We start from the raw sequence: 19,586 nt of genomic DNA, 5'->3' as shown, positions 1-19,586 counted from the left end.
CCGCGGGTGGCCTTGCCGCCTGGCTCGCCGCCAGCAGCCTGCTGACCCAGGTCGATTTCAGCCGCCTCGGTGGCACCCTCACCACCCTGGCCGCCATCATCGTCTTCACCTGGCTCTATCGTCGGGTCCCCGACGTCAAGGCCACCCCCAAGGGCGGTTTCTCCTGGCCCGCGCTGGCGCTGCGGGCAGGGCTCGCCGCGGGCATCATCTTCCTGATCACCGGCCTCGCCCATGTGGTGCCGAGCGCCTGGGCCGGGGTCATGGCGGCGTTCCCGGTGACCATGTACCCGTTCCTGGTGATCCTCCACCTGACCCAGGGGGCAGCGCCGGTGGCCACGGTCATCAAGCACTATCCTGCGGGCCTGGGCTCGCTTCTGTGCTACGCCCTGGTGGTGTCACTGACCTACGCAAGCCTCGGCCTGTGGCCAGGCACCCTGCTGGGCTTCGCCGCCGCCACCCTGTGGCTGTTGTCGTGGATGCGCGTGCAGCAGTGGTGGGCAGGCCGCCGAAGTTGAGAGACAAGGGCTGAGCTAAAGGCTGAGCCAAGCGTTGAGCCAAGACGGGCGCGCCGACGCCCGCATCTTGACCTAGCGCTTGCTTGGGATAATCCTGAAACCCTGACATCACCACATCGCCACCACAACAAACGAGAACGCCCTATGCTGACCCGCACCATCGAGCCCGCCTTCTACGACACCGACGCCCTCGGTCACGTCAACAATACCCGCCTGCCGGCCTGGTTCGAGCTGGCACGCAACGACCTCTTCCGACTGTTCACCCCGGACCTGGACCCGGCCAAGTGGCGGTTGATCATGGCACGCATGGAGATCGACTATCGCGCCGAACTCCACTATGGCCATGACATCGAGGTTCGCACTTACCTGTCACGCCTGGGCAACAGCTCCTTCACCGTGACCCAGGAAGCCCACCAGAAGGGCGAGCTGACCAATCTCGGCCACACCGTGCTGGTGCACTTCGACCACCAGACCAAGAAGGCGGTGCCGATCGAAGGCGAGCTGCGCGAAGCCCTGATGGAGCACCTTCACGAACCGGAGATCGCCTGACCATGACCCCTGCCGTCAAGACGCTGGAAAAGGCCGGCAGACCATTTTCCACCCTCAGCTACGAGCATGACCCGCGCTCGCCGGCCTACGGCGAGGAGGCGGCCGAGGCGCTGGGGCTGGACCCCGCGGCGGTGTTCAAGACCCTGCTGGCCAGCATCGATGGCCAGCGCCTGGTGGTGGCCATCGTGCCGGTATCGCGCAAGCTCGACCTCAAGACCCTGGCCAAGGCGGCCAAGGGTCGCAAGGCCGCCATGGCCGAGGCCGAAGCGGCCGAACGAGCCACCGGCTATGTGGTCGGTGGCATCAGCCCGCTGGGTCAGAAGAAGCGTCTGGCCACCTTTATCGATGACAGCTGTCACGACCACAGCCAGATCCACGTCAGCGGCGGACGCCGCGGCCTGGAAATCACCCTGGCCCCGGACGACCTGATCGCGCTGACCGATGCCCAGGTGGTGGCGCTGGCGAGATAGTCCTTCGAAATAGCGCTTCGAGATAGCGTTTCAAGATAGCGCTTCGAGACAGCCTTTCGAGCTAGCCCTTCGAGACTGCCCTGTTCCCAGTAAAAAGACCGGCCGAACAAGCGTCAAAATGGCAAAAATGCTAGGGTGGAGCCATATCGACACCAGAGGTGCCCATGGCGATCCGCTACACCCTGTGGCTGGACCCGGACGACAAGGTCCGCCATCGCGCCGCCGAGGCCAGCCTGGAAGCCTTCTTCCTCGAGCGCTTCGCCGACTATCCGCACATTCGCTTGTTCGGCGCCGATCCCTACGATTATGATGCCCCGTTCAATCGCCTCTACGACGTGCTGATCGCACGCGGCGCCGAGTTCATCGAGCGCGAGCAGGCCTACGTCCCCACCCCGGAACAGCTCAATCGTGCCTTCTTTCGCGCGGTGGGGCGCTCCACCAAATTCGTAAGAGACAACCCCGATGGTGATCCGTCCTGACACGCCCCCCGATGCCGCCCAGACGGCGATCATCGCCGAGCAGCTCGGTCGCGAGCCCCGCGGCATCGAGGCCCTTGCCGCCACCGACGGCGAAGGCACTCCGCTGGTGCTGCGCATGGCCCCGATCGTCGACGGCAAGCCGTTTCCCACCCTGTTCTGGCTGAGTTCCGAGCTGCTCAAGGTGGAGCTGTCACGGATCGAGGCCGCCGGCGTGATCAAGTCGCTGGAAGCCCGGCTGAAGGAGGATGACGACTTCCGTGCGGCCTACCATGCAAGCCACCAGGACTACATCGCGACCCGCTGGGCGCACATGAGCGCCGAGCAGCGTGCCGAGGTCGAGCGTCTGGGCTATGACAAGGTGCTGCGTGAACGCGGCATCGGCGGCATCGCCAACCACGATCAGGTGCGCTGCCTGCACACCCAGTACGCCCATCACCTGTGCGGCAACAATGTGATCGGCCAGTGGGTCGACGAGCACTACGGCATCATCGATCTATTGCCCTGAGCTGCTCGCAGACAAGCGCTCTCCCCCTTCACGCCGCGACAGGAAGAACGTTCCATGGCCCAGATCTGTGTCTATCTTGGTTCACGCCAGGGCGAAGATCCCCGCTTTCTCGAGGATACCCGCGCCTTCGGCCGGCGCCTGGCCGAACGCGGTCATGGCCTGGTCTACGGTGGCGCCAGTGTCGGCCTGATGGGCGCGCTGGCCGATGCCACCCTGGAGGCCGGAGGCCAGGTCATCGGCGTCATGCCCCACCACCTGGTGGACCGGGAGCTGGCCCACGATGGCCTGACCGAACTGGTTCGTGTCGGCGACATGCACGAGCGCAAGGCCCAGATGGCGGCCAACGCCGACGCCTTCGTGATGCTGCCGGGCGGGATCGGCACCCTGGAGGAATTCTTCGAGACCTGGACCTGGCGCTACCTCGGCCTGCACGCCAAGCCCATCGGCATTCTCGACACCTGCGCCTTCTATCGCCCCTTGCTTAGGTTCCTCCACGCCGGGGTGGAGCAGGGCTTTCTCGACACCGCCACGCTCGATACGCTGATCAGTGCAGCCAACCCCGACGCCCTGCTGGAGGCGCTCGAGGCCCGCCTGGACAAGCGCTAGGCTCCTGCGTCCAAGCGGCTTCTCAGCCGCCTCGTCGACCTCTCATTTCATCATGGAGGATGTCCGATGTACGCCATGCAGCAAGACGGCGACCGCCTGATCTGGCGGTCCACCGACGATCTCCCCGCCCCCCGGGCCAGAGAAGTGCATATCGAGGTGGCCTGGGCCGGCGTCAATCGCGCCGACCTGATGCAGCGCGCCGGTCAGTACCCACCGCCCCCAGGCGTCTCCGAGGTGCTGGGACTGGAAGTCAGCGGTAGCGTGGTGGCGCTCGGCCCCGAGGTCGAAAAGCTCCAGGTTGGACAGCAAGTGTGCGCGCTGCTCGCCGGTGGCGGCTACGCAGAGAAGGTCTGCGTGGACGAACGCCAGGTGCTGCCGGTGCCCGATGGCCTTGGCCTGCGCGAGGCCGCCGCCCTGCCGGAGGTCTACGCCACCGCCTGGCTGAACCTGTTCATCGAAGGCCAACTCGCCGAAGGCGAGCAGGTGCTGCTGCACGCCGCCGCCAGCGGCGTCGGTACCGCCGCGATCCAGCTGTGCCGCGAGTTCGGTCACCCCTGCTTTGTCACCGTGGGCAGCGATGAAAAGCTCAAGCGCTGCCTGTCGCTGGGTGCCAGGGCGGGCTGGAACCGCCACCAGGGCAGCTTCGTCGAGGCGGTCAAGGCATTCGGCGAGGTCAACCTGATCCTCGACCCGGTGGGGGCCAGCTATCTGGCCGACAATCAACGGGTGCTGGCCGCCGATGGACGAATGGTGGTGATCGGGCTGATGGGCGGACGCCACGCCGAGCTCGATATCGGCCGCCTGCTGATGAAGCGCCAGCGCCTGATCGGCTCGACCCTGCGGGCCAGGTCACCGGAAGACAAGGGCAGGATTCTGGGTGAACTCGCTCGCCACGTGTGGCCAAGGCTCGAGCGCGGCGAGCTCGCTCCGCTGATCGACGCCGACTGGCCCATCGCGGAGGTCGAAGCCGCCCACCAGCACCTCGCCGACAATGCCAACACCGGCAAGCTGCTGCTGCGTGTCGCCGCCGATTGATCTCGCTCCCTGAAGGATCACACCAGCATACGTTATCCACAGACGGTCAGTCGGACCGGCTGTGGGTAACTGTTCAGGTAGGCAGGCTCCCAACAGCTCCATAGAGAGCGGCGCCACATAGAGCGACGCCATGGCGCGGCAAAGAGTGCGAGAAAGAACGCGAGAAAGAGTGAGCGTCAGCGAGAGTGATAAACAGTGAGCGTCAGCGGCGCGCGCTGAGCTCCTGGGTGCGGGCGAAGGTCAACTGCAGCAGCCGGGCGTCCTCGCCGGCGCGATGGCGCTGGATGCCCCGCTCCTCGATCACCGACTCCTTGATGTCGCTCCACATCGCCATCTGGGTCTCGTCGAGCAACCGCCGCAGCGCTTCCAGGCGGAAGGCGGGAATCATGCCGGCGTGGTGGAACAGCAGCGACATCCAGGTGTTGTCGTACCCCCAGCTATCGCTGTAGGCGATGCCGATATCGTGCAGCTCATCGTTAAGCCAACGGGCGACGTGACGTACCGGATAGCCCTCGCGCTCGAGCCGGGCCCGGGATATCCCGTGCAGCAGCTCGGCCTTGGGATCCCAGTGGGTCCATTCCTCGAGGGGCTGAATCAGAAAGGCGCAGCAGCTGCCGTCCGGCCGCGCCAGGCCGATCTCGATCGGGTAGCTGCCGCGCCCGAATCCAGAGGCTTCGATATCCAGCAGAGTCGGTAACACCACAGGCAGCAAACCTCGTCGTGACAGTCGGCCAAAACGCCTCCCCGACGTCACCCGACAACGAAAACCGTACCCGAGGCCCAAACTACCAGCGGCGGCCAGGGAATCCTGAACCGCCGCTCGTCTCGGCCTCACCGGGACCCGTGCGCGACCCAACCGCCGCGCCTGATACCTCTAGTGTCGCTGTTGGGCTTCCGCTTTGTCCAGCATGACACCGTCTTGCCTGGCGGACTGCCCCGGAACAGGCTGTCCATTGGCCAGGGCGCTATTGGCCGAACCTGGCGAGGCCTGGCGTGCCAAGGTTTGCCCTGACGAAGGCTGTCCTGACGAGGCCTGCCCTGCCGAAGCCAGCACCGCCCAGTAGGCGGCACGCTCTGGATCCACCGGTAGCGACAGCTCACCATCCCGGTAGGCGCGCTCCAGGCGCGCCGCCGCCAACGCATGCCCCGCTTCCCCGGCCCGGGCGTACCAGGTCACGGCGTGGTCGTGGCGCGCCGGGTACAGCGCGCAGCCATGTTCGTGGATCTGGCCTGCCTGGTACTGCGCCCTGACGTCCCCGCCATGGGCGGCCTGCAGCACGTAGCGAGCGCCGCGTGCCTTGTCCTGGGGTGCCCGTGACCGGTGAAACAGCATGTGCCCGTACAACGACAGTGCTGCCGGGTGCCCGGCGTCCGCACAGCGTTGAAACAGACGCATGGTCAGCCTCTGGGTTCGCGGCGAGCGGGGCAACCAGCGAGTGTGAAACAACTGCTGGGCCAGACGGTACTCGAGCCGCGTCTTCAGTGACGATGCCTGCTGCATGGCAACAACCTTGAGTCCAAAGGATGGAAGTCGGACCGGACACCTCCTGTGTCGCGGGCGATCTCCTGTTGAATCGACGGTGCCACGGACTCCTCCGCGGCAACGGGGTGGCAAGCATACGCCTGGCCCGATACGGACTCAACCCCCGGGATTTGGCGACCCCTATCGGCCAAAGGTACCATCTCGATGCTTTGCAGCAAAAACGGTCCGGCGGCGGCGCTGCGCCCCCCTGACAAAGGCCTACCAGAAGGAGTCCCCATGCAGATCCGTCCCCTTGGCAACACCGGCATCGACGTCAGTCGCCTGTGCCTTGGAACCATGACCTTCGGCGAGCAGAACACCGAGGCCGAGGCCCATGCCCAGCTCGACCGCGCGGTGGCCTTCGGCGTCAACTTCATCGACGCCGCCGAGATGTACCCGGTGCCGCCCAAGGCCGACACCCAGGGACTGACCGAGAGCTATCTAGGCTCCTGGCTCAAGGGCCGCCAAAGCCGCGACGACGTGGTCATCGCCACCAAAGCTGCCGGCCCCGGTATCAAGCACATCCGCGGCGGACCTCGCCTGACTCGCGCCCATCTTCATGAGGCCATCGACGCAAGCCTTGCACGCCTGAACACCGACTACGTCGATCTCTACCAGCTGCACTGGCCGGACCGTTCGACCAACTTCTTCGGTCGCCTGGGCTATACCCACGACGAGGACGAGCAGGCCACCGATCTGGAAGAGACACTGTCGGCCCTCAAGGAACTGGTCGATGCCGGCAAGGTACGTGCCGTGGGTCTGTCCAACGAGACACCCTGGGGCGTGATGCGCTGCCTGCAACTGGCCGAGACCCTGGGCCTGCCGCGGGTCGCCTCGATACAGAACCCCTACAACCTGCTCAACCGGACCTTCGAGGTGGGGCTGGCAGAGATCGCTCACCGCGAACAGGTGGGACTGCTGGCCTACTCGCCGCTGGCCTTCGGTGTGCTGTCGGGCAAGTATCTGGACGGCGCCCGTCCGCCTGGCGCCCGCCTGACCCTGTGGGACCGCTTCAGCCGCTACAGCTCCGATCAGGCGATCGATGCCACCCGCGCCTACGTCGAACTGGCCCACGAGCACGCCCTGGACCCGGCCCAGATGGCGCTGGCCTACGTCAACTCGCGCTCCTTCCTGACCAGCAACATCATCGGCGCGACCACCATGGAGCAGCTCGAGAGCAACCTCGCCTCGGAGTCCCTGGTGCTGGCCGACGAAGTCATCGAAGGCATCGAGGCCATCCATCACAGGCTGCCCAACCCCAGCCCCTGAAGCGGCCTCGCCCCCTCGGCCTCAAGCAAAGAACAACGCCTGCCCTTGCCGGCAGGCATGCCCTCTTTACTATGGCGTCCATAGCCTCGCCCTCGTCCCGAGCGGCGGCGGGGCTTGGTACAATGACGGCCACTTGCCAATTTTCCCTACCTGACATCAGGAGCACGCCCATGCTCAGCGTGATCTCTCCGGCCAAGACGCTGGACTTCGAGACCCCGGCCACCACCGATATCCACAGCGAGCCCGACTACCTCGACCGCTCCCGCGAGCTGATCGACATCCTGCGCGACTACAGCCCGGCCCGCATCTCGGAGCTGATGGGCGTCAGCGACAAGATCGCCGGACTCAACGCGGCGCGCTTCGGTCAGTGGCAGACCCCGTTCACTCCGGACAACGCCAAGGTCGCCGCCCAGGCCTTCCAGGGCGACGTCTACGTCGGCCTGCAGGCCGACGCCTTCGATGAAGCTGACAACCGCTTCGCCCAGGATCATCTGCGCATCCTGTCGGGCCTCTATGGCCTGCTGCGCCCGCTGGATCTGATCCAGCCCTATCGCCTGGAAATGGGCACCCGTCTGGAAAACGCCAAGGGCAAGGACCTCTACGCCTTCTGGAAGCCGCTGCTGACCGAGGAGCTCGACCGGGCGGTGGCACAGAGCGGAACACCTGTGCTGGTCAACCTGGCCTCCAACGAGTACTTCAAGGCCATCGATGCCAGAAAGCTCAAGGCCGAAGTGGTCACCCCGGTGTTCAAGGACTGGAAGAACGATCGCTACAAGATCATCAGCTTCTACGCCAAGAAGGCCCGGGGACTGATGGCCGCCTGGATGATCCAGCAACGCCTGGACGACAGGGAAGGGCTCAAGGACTTCGACGTGGCCGGGTACCGCTTCAACGCCGCCGAGTCCGAGGGTGGCACCCTGGTGTTCACCCGCGACAACCCCGCCTGAGTCGCGCCGCCGCTACGCCGGTAGCGCTCGTCCGTGCGCCGCAGACGGTGCACGGTGCCACCTTTCAGCGATCATGAAGGCGTGGCTTTATTGTCTGGCTTGGCTGGCGCGCCAGCTGTGATCCTCAGGGCGCCAGCCGCAGCGGCCGGGACGCCCTGGGGCGCAGCAGTTCACGATGCACCTCGCGAAAGGTCGCGTCGTCACAGCGTTCCAGCCATTCGTAGGCCACCATGTCGGCGCTGACTTGCCAGGCGCCGGCCTGTCTTGCGCGCTCGCCGGCAAGTCTCGCTTCATCGCTGCGGCGACTGACGCAGCCTTCGACCAGCCAGAACAGCTCGACACCCCGTTCCAGCAGGCCAAGTGCCGTCTGCAGCACACAGATATGGGCTTCGGCCCCGGCAATCACGACCTGACGCGGCGCAGCCGCCTCGAAGGCCTGTGCAATATCGCGCTCCCGGCAGGCGTTGAAGTGACTCTTGGTGAACCAGCGGGTGCTCTGTGGCAGGGCACATTTCAGTCGCGGCTCGGTCGCCCCGAGCCCCTGAGGATACTGCTCGGTCACCCACACAGGCACCTCCAGGCGCTCTGCCACGGCCGCCAGCCAGCCGATCTCGGTGATCGCCTGATCCCCTCTTTCCACCACCGGCATCAATGCCGTCTGCACGTCGACCACCAGCAGCAGACTGTCACTACGTTCGATCAGCATGGGGTCTCCTCGACTTTTCGTTGTACACGGCTTCCCGCGGCGCCCGTTATCGCTAGAATGGACGAGCGACGTGCCTCTGACCACCAGGGTCAAAGGCCCAGACTGGCCAATGCAGGCCGAACTACGGAGATGTCTTCGATGCGTCACCTTCTCGTGATGATCCTTGTCGGCGTGATGGGCTTCGGCCTTGCCGTCGACAGCGCCGACGCCCGCCGCCTGGGTGGCGGCAAGAGTGTTGGTTCCTACTCGCGCCAGGCCAGCCCCAGTGCGACCCAGTCACAGAACACCGCTCGTCCCAACGCCGCCCCGACCGCCGGCAAGAAGAGCGGCCTGATGGGCGGTATGCTCGGCGGTCTGCTGGCCGGCAGCCTCCTCGGCGCGCTGTTCTTCGGCGGCGCCTTCGATGGCCTCGGCATGGTCGACCTGCTGCTGATGGCAGGCGCGGCCTTCCTGCTGTTCAAGCTGCTGGCACGGCGGCGCACGGCCACCGCATCGGCGGGAGGCGGTTCATCCGGCATGCACCGTGAACAGCACCAGAGCTCACCGTTCAACATGCCGGGCTCCGCCGGAGGTCTCGGTGCCCACAGCGCAGGCACTCAGACCGGAGGGCCTCAGGGAGACCCCGCCTGGTTCGACCGTGAACGCTTCCTCGGCGGCGCCAAGGAGCACTTCATGACCCTTCAGCGGGCCTGGGACAACAACGACCTGCCGCGCATCCAGGAGTACGTGACGCCGGAACTCTACAACCTGCTGCGCGAACAGCGGGCCCAGGAGCCGGCCAACAACCAGACCGAAATCGTGCGCCTGTTTGCGGAGCTCGGCGGCGTTCAGGAGTTCGCCAACCAGGCCGAGGCGCGGGTGCTGTTCCACGGCGTGCTCAAGGAAAACGGCAGCGAAACCGAGTTCAACGAGACCTGGCACCTGATCCGCGAAATGCGTGACGATGCCCCCTGGTACATCCAGGGCATCGAGCAGAACGGCTGATCATCGTCGCTGCCTGCCGCCCTCAGCGGCGGGCAGTGATGGCCACCCAGCCCACAGATAGGCAACGCAAAAAGGCCGAGATCCTGGATCTCGGCCTTTTTGTGTTTCTGACGGGCTCAAGGGCCGGTGGGTGCTTCTGAAGGCGCCATGAAGGCGCCAAGCCTGACCAAACCGAGCCTGTAGAACCGACGCCCGGCGCAAAAGCCCCGACCAGAAGGTTCGACTTACTGGGCCGCCTCATCGGTCGCCTGCTCGACCTCGTCACCGGCTTCCTCGACCGCCTGACCCGCGCTCTCGGCAGCCGCATCGGCTCCCTGTTCGGCGTCACCGGCCATATCGCTCAGGGCATTCTGGGCGTCCTCTGCCAGATTGCTCATGCCCTCCATGGCCTCGTTGGCCTGCTCTTGCACGGCATCAGCAGCATCACCCAGCGCTTCCTGAGCGTCGTCGACCAGATTGGAGGCTCCTGCGGCAGCCTCGTCGGCCTGCTGTTCGGCATCGGCAGCGGTTTCGTCCATCGCCTGCTCGGCGTCCTCGGCCTGCTGCTCGGCATCGGCGGCGGCTTCATCCATCGCCTGTTCAGCGTCGGCAGCAGTTTCATCCATCGCCTGCTCCGCCTCTTCGGCCTGCTGTTCGGCATCGGCAGCGGCTTCATCCATCGCCTGCTCAGCGTCGTCGGCGGTCTCGCTCATCGCCTCTCCGGCGTCCTCGGCCTGCTGCTCCGCTTCGGCGGCGGCTTCATCCATCGCCTGCTCGGCATCGTCGGCGGTCTCGCTCATCGCCTCTCCGGCGTCCTCGGCCAACTGCTCCGCTTCGGCGGCGGTCTCCTGCGCCTGCTCTTCCACCGCTTCGCGTGCATCGTCCACCTGAGCGCCAGCGTCTTCGGCCGCGTCGTCCTCGCAACCCGCCAGTACCAGCATCATGGACGCCACAGCGCTGGCCAGGGCCAGACGACGAAACATTCCTTGCTTCATGAAGCACCTCCAGGAGAAAAATTTGTAACTTCCCCGTTTACATTAGAGTGACAATCGCGACTTGGCTAGTACCGACGGCATCAATGATGCCATGCAAGTGCCGGCCCGGACCCAGCGCAGCAGCGCCGACGACGTCCGGGAGCGATGCTTATCACCATGTGACAAGGTGTTGTCGAGAGACGGAACTACTTGAGTGGCACTCTGGCATTCAGAGGCTGCAGCGGCCGGTTATTGGCGTCCCCGATCGCAGCAGAGAACGACTCGACCTGATCAGATGAAATATCCTGCGTGCTCTGCATGATCACCCAGCGGACGCCTTCGGAGCAGGGTGGAGTGGTCAAGGAACCGTTCAGGCGATAGTAGTCATGCTGGGCCGGCAACATCTGCGTGAAGTTCACGGTATCGGTTACGTCGGCACGTTCACCGGCGGTATCTGGCAGGCTATCGGCAAGCGAGCGCAATGCTGCATTTTCCTCGCCTTCCTCGAACAGCACCGTGACTACCGCCAGGTTGCCGTCCTTGTCGCTGTGCACCAGATGCGCTTCCAGCGGGAACCGGCGTCCGTCTACCGTGTGCTCGGAAGGCGCGTGAAAGTGCATCTGCTGCAGGATGAAGAGATCCCCATCAAGCGTCAGCGTGTTGCCCTCGGGGGAGGCTACCTGCACCGTGTGGCCATTGTTGAAGACCCTGGTCCCGGTGGTCGCGTAGTCAAGTTGTAGCGGTGGAAGTTCGGCATCGATAGCGCCATCGATATCGACGGGCGACTGGTTGCGACCCAGGCCACACATACTGAAGTCGTCGTCGATGTCAGCCCAGTGGGCAGGTCCCGTGTCTCCCGTGTAGGACCAGTGTGACGTTTCGGGCGCGGCGGCCATTACTGCCTGGGACATCATCAGGCCGCTCAGTGCCGCCGCGATCTTGATCCGCTTGATCATGAAACAACTCCGTTGCACACAGAAAAGGCCTGCCCCTGGGGACAGACCTCTTATCCTGATACTCCTCAGCGGCGAAGACAGGCGACATCACCGACCCACAAGGTCAGTGTGAGCAGACCCGTCCTTCACGCTGCCTCTCTCGGCATAGCGCCGCTGACGGTGACGCCTGTCACATCAGTTGGTGGCTTCCTCGGCCGACTCTTCCATCTCTTCGCCCATGTCTTCCATGGACTCACCGGCATCCTCGACCGCCTGATCCATTTCCTCGCCGGCCTGCTCGGCAGGGCCTTCCTCTTCGCAGGCGGCCAGACCACCCGCCATCATCGCGATCACGAAAGCCATTCCGAAACGACGCATCATGCTGTTTTTCATAACATCTCCTTGTCTAAGACGTTGGTCGTGATTCCCTTTCACCCTAGCGCTGTCGGTTGACCCTGGCCAGGGTCCAGGGACGCTCACAGAGGGTTCAATCCACAACCCTAAGTCTACTTGACTCTAGCAGGCGGCACGCGCTTCGCACCGTATCCGAGGAATCCATCAGAAGGGATAGTCGCGAGGCTCGTGCTGGACGCTGACCCATTGCACGGTTGTCATCTCGTTCAGCACCCAGTCGCCGTTGAATCGGCCGATCCCGGAATTCTTCTCACCACCGAACGGCATGTGTGGTTCGTCGTTCACCGGCATGTCATTGACGTGCACCATTCCCGACTCTATCTGGCGTGCCACCCGTTCGCCGCGCGCCGGACAACCGCTGAAGACCGCTGCGGAGAGGCCATACTCGGTGGCATTGGCGATGCGTATCGCCTCGGCCTCACCGTCGGCCTTGATGATGCCGGCGATCGGACCAAATATCTCGTTGCAGGCCAGGTCCATCTCCTCGCTGACATGGCTGAACACCCAGGGATGCAGGCAAGGGCCTTCAAGAGAGCCCTCGAGCGCCACCCGGGCACCAGACTCCCGGGCCCTGTCGATGGTGTCCTTCAGCCCGTCTAGCTGTTGATCGTTGATGATCGGTCCGATGACGGTATCTGCGTCGGAGGGGTCCCCGACCTTGAGCCCCTTGACCCGCTCGACGAAGCGCTCGACAAAGGCGTCGTGGATCGACGCATCGACGATGATACGGTTGATGGCGATGCAGATCTGGCCCTGATGCATGAACTTGCCGACCACCGCCGCCCGTACGGCCCGATCGATGTCAGCGTCATCGAGCACCACAAAGGGACTGTTGCCGCCGAGTTCCAGTGCCACTGGCTTGATATGTTCTCCGCCGACCGCCCCCTTGGCGATCTGTCGGCCCACCTCGGTGGAACCGGTGAAGGAGATAAGCTTGGCTAGCCGATGTCCGACCAGCGGGTCGCCGAGCTCGCTGCCGGCACCAACCAGAACACTGAGGAGCCCCTTCGGCAGCCCCGCTTCCTCGTAAAGCCGTGCCAGCAGCAATCCACCGGTCAAGGGGGTATCGCTGGCAGGCTTGAGCACCACGGCGTTACCCAGCGCAAGGGCGGGGCCGATGGTGCGCTGGGTCAGGTGGAAGGGAAAGTTCCAGGGACTGATCACGCCAATCACGCCCAGCGGCTTGCGATAGACCCTATGGTCCTTGCCCGGGACGCTCGAAGCGGCAGTGGTACCTTGCACGCGAGTGGCCATGGCGGCGGCTTCGAGCGACATCTCCCAGGCATTGTTCCACTCGAGTTCGGCCTTGATGCGAGTGCTGCCCGACTCGCGGATGAGCCACTCGACCAGTTCATCCTTGCGCTCTTCCATCAGTTCGGCGACACGGCGCAGTACAGCCGCTCTGTGGGTAGCGCTGGTATTCGCCCACTGCCGTTGCGCTCGGTCGGCCGCATCAAAGGCATGCTCGACGTCGGAGCAATCTGCCTGGGTGATCTCCACCAGTTGTTTCTGGTGGTAGGGGTCCATCACCTTGAGCGACTCGCCGGAACTTCCAGCCCTCCATTCACCGGCGATCGGCTGCAGATGAAGATCCTTGAGGCTCCACATAACGACTCCTTTCGCTCTGTATAGCTTTCGTCCAACTATCGTCACACGAGGCTAGTCAACCATCACTCGGGTCGCAAGACCCGTCGGAGTGACGATTTGTGTCCTGACATTATTGCCAATGGCCTCTCCTGACCGAGGTGGAGTCTACCTCTCCTCCTCCACAGGGGGCTCGGCTGAAGCGCCCTCCCTACCCCAGCCCACGGATAGGCCGGGCTGATGCTTGCGATCATCATGATGTTCGAATCAGCGGAATACCGGCGACAAAACTGACCCCTGTCAGCAGAGCTGAATCGAGACAGCCATAGACTGAATCTCGACGGGAAGACATCAAGCCACTTTTCAAGCCGCTTTGCTTCTTATGCTCGCCGACGCCCGAGCCTTATGCCCGCCGACGCCCGAGCCCGACGCTCGCCGACGCCCGAGCCAGGCACATGCCCAGCTCCGAGCAACAGGCGCTGCACACGCCAAGGAGGTTTCGCAGGTCGCTTTTCTTTCCTTTGTCATGTTACTGGAGGCCAATAATGGCTGTTACCAACCTCGCTGAACTCGACGCCCTCGTCGCCAGGGTCAAGGCCGCGCAACGGGTCTTTGCCAGCTTCTCTCAAGAGAAGGTCGATGCGATCTTTCGCGCTGCCTCGCTTGCCGCCAACCAGGCCCGCATACCGCTGGCCCGCCAGGCGGTGGAAGAGACCGCCATGGGCGTGCTCGAGGACAAGGTGATCAAGAACCACTTTGCCTCGGAGTTCATCTACAACAAGTACAAGGACGACAGGACCTGCGGCGTCATCGCCACCCACGATGAAGCCGGCACCATGACCATCGCCGAGCCGGTGGGCCTGATCTGCGGCATCATCCCCACCACCAACCCCACCTCCACGGCCATCTTCAAGGCGCTGATCTCGCTGAAGACCCGCAACGGCATCATCTTCTCGCCCCACCCGCGCGCACGTCACTGCACCAACGCCGCCGCGAAGCTGGTGCTGGAGGCGGCGGTGGCTGCCGGTGCACCACAGGACATCATCGGCTGGATCGACCAGCCCTCGGTGGAGTTGTCCGAGGCCCTGATGAAGCACGAGGGCATCAACCTGATCCTGGCCACCGGCGGCCCCGGCATGGTCAAGGCGGCCTACTCCTCGGGCAAGCCGGCCATCGGCGTGGGTGCCGGCAACGTGCCGGTGGTGATCGACGAGAGCGCGGACATCAAGCGGGCGGTGGCCTCGATCCTGATGTCCAAGACCTTCGACAACGGCGTGGTATGCGCCTCGGAGCAAGCGGTGATCGTGCTCGACGAGGTCTACGACGAGGTGCGTGAACGCTTCGCCTCCCACGCGGCCTACCTGCTGTCCGCCGACGAGGCCGACCAGGTCCGTCAGGTGCTTCTGAAAAATGGCGCGCTCAACGCCGCCATCGTCGGCCAGTCGGCGGCGACCATCGCCGGGCTCGCCGGCATCGAGGTGCCCGCCGACACCAAGATCCTGATCGGCGAGGGCGAGCGGGTCAGCATCGACGACGCCTTTGCCCACGAGAAGCTGTCACCGACACTGGGCATGTTCCGCGCCAGTTCCTTCGAGGACGCGGTGGACCAGGCCTGCACCATGGTCGAGTTTGGCGGCATCGGCCATACCTCAGGGCTCTACACCAACCAGGACACTCAGCAGTCGCGTATCCGCTACTTCGGCGACCGCCTCAAGACCGCGCGCATCCTGGTCAATATCCCCACCTCCCACGGCGGCATCGGCGACATGTACAACTTCGACATGGCGCCCTCGCTGACCCTCGGCTGCGGTTCCTGGGGCGGCAACTCGATCTCCGAAAATGTCGGTCCCAAGCACCTGATCAACACCAAGACCGTGGCCAAGCGGGCGGAAAACATGCTGTGGCACAAGCTCCCCGAATCGATCTACTTCCGTCGCGGCAGCCTGTCGGTGGCGCTGACCGACCTCAAGGACAAGAAGCGCGCCTTTATCGTCACCGACCGCTTCCTGTTCAACAACGGCTACGCCGATGAGCTGATGGCACTGCTCAAGGGACTCGGCATGGAGGTCCACACCTTCTACGACGTCGAGGCCGACCCCACCATGTCGATCGTCGACAAGGGCGCCGAGGCCATGGCCAGCTTCCAGCCCGACGTGATCCTGGCGCTCGGTGGCGGCTCGCCGATGGACGCCGCCAAGATCATGTGGGTCAAGTACGAGCACCCGGACGTGCACTTCCAGGACCTGGCGATGCGCTTCATGGACATCCGCAAGCGGATCTACCAGTTCCCCACCATGGGCGAAAAGGCCAGCCTGGTGTGCATCCCCACCACCTCCGGAACCGGCTCCGAGGTCACGCCTTTCGCGGTGGTCACCGACGACGCCACCGGCATCAAGTACCCGCTGGCGGACTATCAGCTGACCCCGGACATGGCCATCGTCGATGCCAACCTGGTGATGAAGATGCCCAGATCGCTGACCGCCTTCGGGGGTTATGACGCCGTGACCCACGCGCTGGAGGCCTACGTCTCGGTGTTGGCCAACGAGTTCTCCGACGGTCACGCGCTGCAGGCGCTGAAGCTGCTGAAGCAATACCTGCCGGCCAGCTACCGTGAGGGCGAGCGCGACGCCGTGGCCCGCGAGAAGGTCCACAGTGGCGCCAGCATCGCCGGCATGGCCTTTGCCAATGCCTTCCTTGGCGTGTGCCACTCCATGGCCCACAAGCTTGGCGCCGAGTTCCACCTGCCCCATGGCCTGGCCAATGCGCTGCTGATTACCAACGTGGTGCGCTTCAACGCCAACGACAACCCGACCAAGCAGACTGCCTTCTCCCAGTACGACCGGCCCAAGGCGCGCAGCCGCTACGCCGAGGTCGCCGATCACCTGGGGCTGTCCCAGGCCGGTGACCGTACCGCCCAGAAGGTCGAACGCCTGATCAACTGGCTCGATGAGCTCAAGCGCGACCTGGACATCCCCACCTCGATCAAGGACGCCGGCGTCCCCGAGGCCGACTTCCTGGCCAAGCTCGATGAAGTGGCCGCGGAGGCCTTCGATGACCAGTGCACCGGCGCCAACCCGCGCTACCCCTTGATCAGCGAGCTCAAGGAAGTGCTGCGGGCGTCCTACTACGGCGAGGTCTACGTGGAGGGTGAGACATTCGCCGGCACCACCGTGATCAAGAAGAGCGAAGCGCGCGCGCCTGCTCGGACGCCTGCCAATGCCCCTGACAAGGCCCCGGAAAAGGCCCGACAGAACGCCAGGGACGAAGCGAGCACACCCGCCGGCAAGGCGGCTGGCCGCAAGGCGAAGAAGGAGAAGGCCGACGCCTGAGCCCAAGCTAGCGCCAGAGCCCTTGGCAGGGCTTGATCGAAAGGGGTCCCGCCACGACCACAGCCCCCGCGAGAGCGATCTCGCGGGGGCTGTTGCGTCTCGCAAACAGTCACCAGTGCTTATCCCCTGCGCTAAGGGCCCAACCGGCGTGCATGCCGCCGCCAAACCCGCCTGCGCTATGCCTGTGCTATACCTGCGCTATAGTGTCGGGACGATGGCTGCATCAATGTCCATTTTGAGACCCTGTGGCCGCCCCGCCTGGAAGGACACCTGCATGACGGCCGCCTTTACCACCCGACAGATCGACTCCCGAGAGCGCTTCGCCTTCTGGCACGACGTCGTCTGCAGCCACTGCATTCCAGCCGACAGCCAATGCCTCGACGAACGGCCCTTCCATGGCAGCCTCAACATCAGGCAATACGGCGACGTCGCCATCAGTACCATGGCCGCCTCTTCCCACCGCTGGCGCCGGCAGTCACACCACCTGTCCCGCGACAGCGACGATGACCTGTGGCTCGGCTTTCTCGAGAACGCCACGGCCAGACTCGACCAGGATCAGCGGCGGATCGCCATCGGGCCCGGCGACCTGGTGCTGTACGATGCCTGCCGCCCGTTCGAATGGTGCCTGAGCGCCAGCGCGCTTCATCTGGTGCGCCTTCCTCGGGCGCCCTTGATGCGTCGCCTGACCTCCACCGAGCCGCTGACCGCGCGACCTATCCCGGCGACCTTGCCCGGCGCCACCTCTTTGAAGGCGTTGATCCGAGACGGCGCCCGGCTAGACGCCGAAGCCTCGTCGATCGGGCTCGGCGAGGCGATGGTCGATCTGGCGGCTCTGGTGCTCGAGGGGCTGGGCGGCGCTGGCGACAGTCGCAACGACGTGCTCTACCGACGCCTTTGTCACTACCTGCAACAACAGCACCAGGACCCGTCCCTGAGCCTCGATCGCATCGCCCGGGACAACCATGTCTCTCGGCGCACCCTCACCCGGCTGTTCGCTCAGCACGGTCACACCCCCATGGCAGCACTGTGGGCGATTCGCCTGGAGCAGAGTCGCGCCACCCTGCGGGCAGGTGGTATCCGCAGCGTCACCGAGGTCGCCCTGGAGCATGGCTTCACCAGTGTCTCCCATTTCAGCCGAAGCTTCCGTCAGGCCTACGGTCATTCGCCCTCTACCTTGCTGCAAGCAGGTCGCCACGCACCCGAGACGATGTGACCCCACCAGCTCGCTCTGGCCCTCTCGGGCCACCGCTTGGCCCGTTCAGGCAAACCTGAGTCCCTCGCCCTGCCTACCCTGAAGGTGAGCGTCTTCTCTCACCATCAGGATGACAACAATGACAGACCATCCGCTGCACTTTGACGGCCTTATCGAGGTCGGCCGTCGAATCCAGTCCAGGGAACTGAGCGCCGTCGAGGTCACTCGAACCATGCTCGAGCGAATCGACAGCGTCGATACCACCCTGAACAGCTTTGTCACCGTCATGGCCGACAGTGCACTTGAACAGGCCGCCCAGGCGGACCGCGATCTGGCCGCTGGCATCCACAAGGGGCCGCTTCAGGGTGTTCCAGTGGCCGTCAAGGATCTGCTGTGGACAGCGGGGACCCGGACGACCCACGGCATGCCCCTGCACCGTGACCACGTGCCCCGGAAAACGGCCAGCGTGGTCACACGCCTCGACCAGGCCGGGGCCGTGCTGCTAGGCAAGCTGCAGCAGACCGAAGGCGCCTTCGCCGATCACCACCCCGACATCACGCCGCCCACCAACCCCTGGGGCGAGGCCCTGTGGTCAGGCGCCTCGTCCAGCGGTTCCGGCGTGGCCACCGCCGCCGGGCTGTGCTTTGGCTCGCTGGGCACCGACACCGGTGGCTCGATTCGCTTCCCCTCGGCCGCCAACGGCGTCACCGGCCTCAAGCCGAGCTGGGGCCGAGTCAGCCGACACGGCGCCTTCGAGCTGGCGGCCTCGATGGACCACATCGGGCCGATCGCCCGCAGCGCCGCCGACGCAGGGGCGCTGCTTGGCGTTATTGCCGGTGCCGACGAACGTGACCCCACCGCCGTTCCCCTCGCCGTGCCGGATTACCTGGCCGGCATGACGCGAGGCCTGAAGGGCGTGCGTATCGGGCTCGACCCTCGCTGGGCCATCGAAGCGGTGGATACCGAAACCCGCGGCGTCCTCGAACAGGTCGTGTCCACGCTGGGACAGCTCGGTGCCGTGATCGAGGAAATCGACTTCCCCGACACCCAGCAGGCGGTATTCGACTGGGCGCCACTGTGCGGCGTGGAGACCGCCGTCGCCCATGCCGAGACCTTCCCCAGCCAGCGCGAAGCGTACGGCCCTGGTCTTGCTGGTCTGATCGACCTGGGCCGCGCCCAGAGCGCCATGGACCACCAGCAACGACTGCTGCGCCGGGCCGAGTTCAAGGGCCGGGTCGATCGCCTCTTGGCCAGTGTCGACCTGCTGATCGCCCCGGTCACCGCCTACGCCGCCCCGTCGATGGCCTTCATGGAGAAGTTCGGTGAGGATGAAGCGCTGTTTTCCGGCATGCTGCGCTATACCTGTCCTTTCGATCTGAGCGGGCACCCGACCATTACCCTGCCGGCGGGCTTCAGCCAGCAGGGCGGGCCCATCGCCTTCCAGTTCATCGCACCGATGTTCGACGAAGCAATGCTGGTACGCGCCGGCTGGGCCTTCCAGCAGGTCACCGACTGGCATCGTCGACATCCAGAGCTGTAGCCCTCGAGCCTTCCTTCTCTTGAAGGTTCCCGGTGGCGGGTGATGGGAGCGC

General features: G+C 64.8%; 18 protein-coding genes and 2 pseudogenes. 13 read left to right on the top strand and 7 right to left on the bottom strand.

What is annotated here, in order from left to right; genetic code table 11:
* The 7 genes and pseudogenes from NH448_RS13575 to NH448_RS13545 all read left to right on the top strand — a co-directional run.
* A pseudogene (locus NH448_RS13575) lies at positions 1–515 on the top strand (hypothetical protein); the annotation flags it as partial.
* Between the two features lie 144 nt (positions 516–659).
* The gene (locus NH448_RS13570; RefSeq protein ID WP_045991349.1) at positions 660–1,064 is read left to right on the top strand and encodes a thioesterase family protein; all 405 of its coding nucleotides are present in this window, start codon (positions 660–662) and stop codon (positions 1,062–1,064) included.
* Between the two features lie 2 nt (positions 1,065–1,066).
* Positions 1,067–1,534 carry a Cys-tRNA(Pro) deacylase gene (ybaK, locus tag NH448_RS13565; protein WP_045991350.1) on the top strand — a complete coding sequence of 156 codons (468 nt, stop codon included), beginning with the start codon at positions 1,067–1,069 and terminating at the stop codon, positions 1,532–1,534.
* Between the two features lie 164 nt (positions 1,535–1,698).
* The gene (locus tag NH448_RS13560) at positions 1,699–2,013 is read left to right on the top strand and encodes a hypothetical protein (protein ID WP_045991351.1); all 315 of its coding nucleotides are present in this window, start codon (positions 1,699–1,701) and stop codon (positions 2,011–2,013) included.
* On the top strand, positions 1,997–2,518 hold the full coding sequence (locus tag NH448_RS13555; protein ID WP_045991352.1) for a DUF501 domain-containing protein: 522 nt from the start codon (positions 1,997–1,999) through the stop codon (positions 2,516–2,518). Before NH448_RS13560 ends, NH448_RS13555 begins: the two co-directional genes overlap by 17 nt.
* A gap of 54 nt (positions 2,519–2,572) precedes the next feature.
* Positions 2,573–3,124: a TIGR00730 family Rossman fold protein gene (locus NH448_RS13550; protein ID WP_045991353.1), complete on the top strand. Its 552-nt coding sequence runs from the start codon at positions 2,573–2,575 to the stop codon at positions 3,122–3,124.
* A 66-nt stretch (positions 3,125–3,190) separates the two neighbouring features.
* Complete coding sequence (locus NH448_RS13545) at positions 3,191–4,159, top strand: NAD(P)H-quinone oxidoreductase (protein ID WP_045991354.1); 969 nt, start codon at positions 3,191–3,193, stop codon at positions 4,157–4,159.
* A 202-nt stretch (positions 4,160–4,361) separates the two neighbouring features.
* Here NH448_RS13545 and NH448_RS13540 read toward each other — a convergent pair whose 3' ends face one another.
* Positions 4,362–4,868 (bottom strand): hypothetical protein, encoded by a 507-nt coding sequence (locus NH448_RS13540; protein WP_108131597.1) that lies wholly within the window; start codon positions 4,866–4,868, stop codon positions 4,362–4,364.
* Between the two features lie 336 nt (positions 4,869–5,204).
* Positions 5,205–5,660 (bottom strand): annotated as a pseudogene (locus NH448_RS13535) (sel1 repeat family protein); the annotation flags it as partial.
* Positions 5,661–5,918: 258 nt separating this feature from the next.
* On the opposite strand from NH448_RS13535, the gene NH448_RS13530 reads away from it, so the two are divergent.
* Together NH448_RS13530 and yaaA are read left to right on the top strand one after the other, a co-directional pair.
* The gene (locus tag NH448_RS13530) at positions 5,919–6,950 is read left to right on the top strand and encodes an NADP(H)-dependent aldo-keto reductase (RefSeq protein ID WP_253028885.1); all 1,032 of its coding nucleotides are present in this window, start codon (positions 5,919–5,921) and stop codon (positions 6,948–6,950) included.
* 170 nt (positions 6,951–7,120) lie between these two features.
* A complete protein-coding gene (yaaA, locus tag NH448_RS13525) occupies positions 7,121–7,897 on the top strand; it encodes a peroxide stress protein YaaA (protein WP_253028884.1) in 777 nt (258 codons plus the stop codon).
* A 124-nt stretch (positions 7,898–8,021) separates the two neighbouring features.
* Here yaaA and NH448_RS13520 read toward each other — a convergent pair whose 3' ends face one another.
* Positions 8,022–8,603 (bottom strand): isochorismatase family protein, encoded by a 582-nt coding sequence (locus NH448_RS13520; protein ID WP_045991357.1) that lies wholly within the window; start codon positions 8,601–8,603, stop codon positions 8,022–8,024.
* 138 nt (positions 8,604–8,741) lie between these two features.
* Here NH448_RS13520 and NH448_RS13515 point away from each other — a divergent pair, with 138 nt between their 5' ends.
* Positions 8,742–9,587, top strand: a complete 846-nt coding sequence (locus NH448_RS13515; protein WP_045991358.1) for a TIM44-like domain-containing protein — start codon at positions 8,742–8,744, stop codon at positions 9,585–9,587.
* A 224-nt stretch (positions 9,588–9,811) separates the two neighbouring features.
* Here the strand turns inward: NH448_RS13515 and NH448_RS13510 are convergent, their stop codons facing one another.
* The 4 genes from NH448_RS13510 to NH448_RS13495 form a co-directional block, all read right to left on the bottom strand.
* Positions 9,812–10,561, bottom strand: a complete 750-nt coding sequence (locus tag NH448_RS13510) for a hypothetical protein (RefSeq protein ID WP_052704223.1) — start codon at positions 10,559–10,561, stop codon at positions 9,812–9,814.
* 185 nt (positions 10,562–10,746) lie between these two features.
* Positions 10,747–11,496 carry a carbonic anhydrase family protein gene (locus NH448_RS13505; protein WP_045991359.1) on the bottom strand — a complete coding sequence of 250 codons (750 nt, stop codon included), beginning with the start codon at positions 11,494–11,496 and terminating at the stop codon, positions 10,747–10,749.
* 174 nt (positions 11,497–11,670) lie between these two features.
* The gene (locus NH448_RS13500) at positions 11,671–11,868 is read right to left on the bottom strand and encodes a hypothetical protein (RefSeq protein WP_045991360.1); all 198 of its coding nucleotides are present in this window, start codon (positions 11,866–11,868) and stop codon (positions 11,671–11,673) included.
* 165 nt (positions 11,869–12,033) lie between these two features.
* Positions 12,034–13,497, bottom strand: coding sequence for an aldehyde dehydrogenase family protein (locus NH448_RS13495; RefSeq protein ID WP_045991361.1), 1,464 nt, complete (start codon positions 13,495–13,497; stop codon positions 12,034–12,036).
* 521 nt (positions 13,498–14,018) lie between these two features.
* Between NH448_RS13495 and adhE the strand changes: the two genes are divergently transcribed.
* From adhE to NH448_RS13480, 3 genes are all read left to right on the top strand, one after another.
* A complete protein-coding gene (gene adhE / locus NH448_RS13490; RefSeq protein WP_045991362.1) occupies positions 14,019–16,802 on the top strand; it encodes a bifunctional acetaldehyde-CoA/alcohol dehydrogenase in 2,784 nt (927 codons plus the stop codon).
* Positions 16,803–17,076: 274 nt separating this feature from the next.
* Positions 17,077–18,015 (top strand): helix-turn-helix domain-containing protein, encoded by a 939-nt coding sequence (locus NH448_RS13485; RefSeq protein WP_045991363.1) that lies wholly within the window; start codon positions 17,077–17,079, stop codon positions 18,013–18,015.
* A gap of 118 nt (positions 18,016–18,133) precedes the next feature.
* Entirely contained in the window at positions 18,134–19,534 is a 1,401-nt protein-coding gene (locus NH448_RS13480) for an amidase (protein ID WP_045991364.1), read from the top strand.
* Positions 19,535–19,586: the final 52 nt, after the last annotated feature.

It is taken from the genome of Halomonas sp. OfavH-34-E, from assembly GCF_024124525.1.
GTDB classification, from domain to species: domain Bacteria; phylum Pseudomonadota; class Gammaproteobacteria; order Pseudomonadales; family Halomonadaceae; genus Halomonas; species Halomonas litopenaei.
The sequence above is the reverse complement of the archived record's forward strand: the minus strand, read 5'-3'. Positions and strand labels throughout refer to the sequence as shown.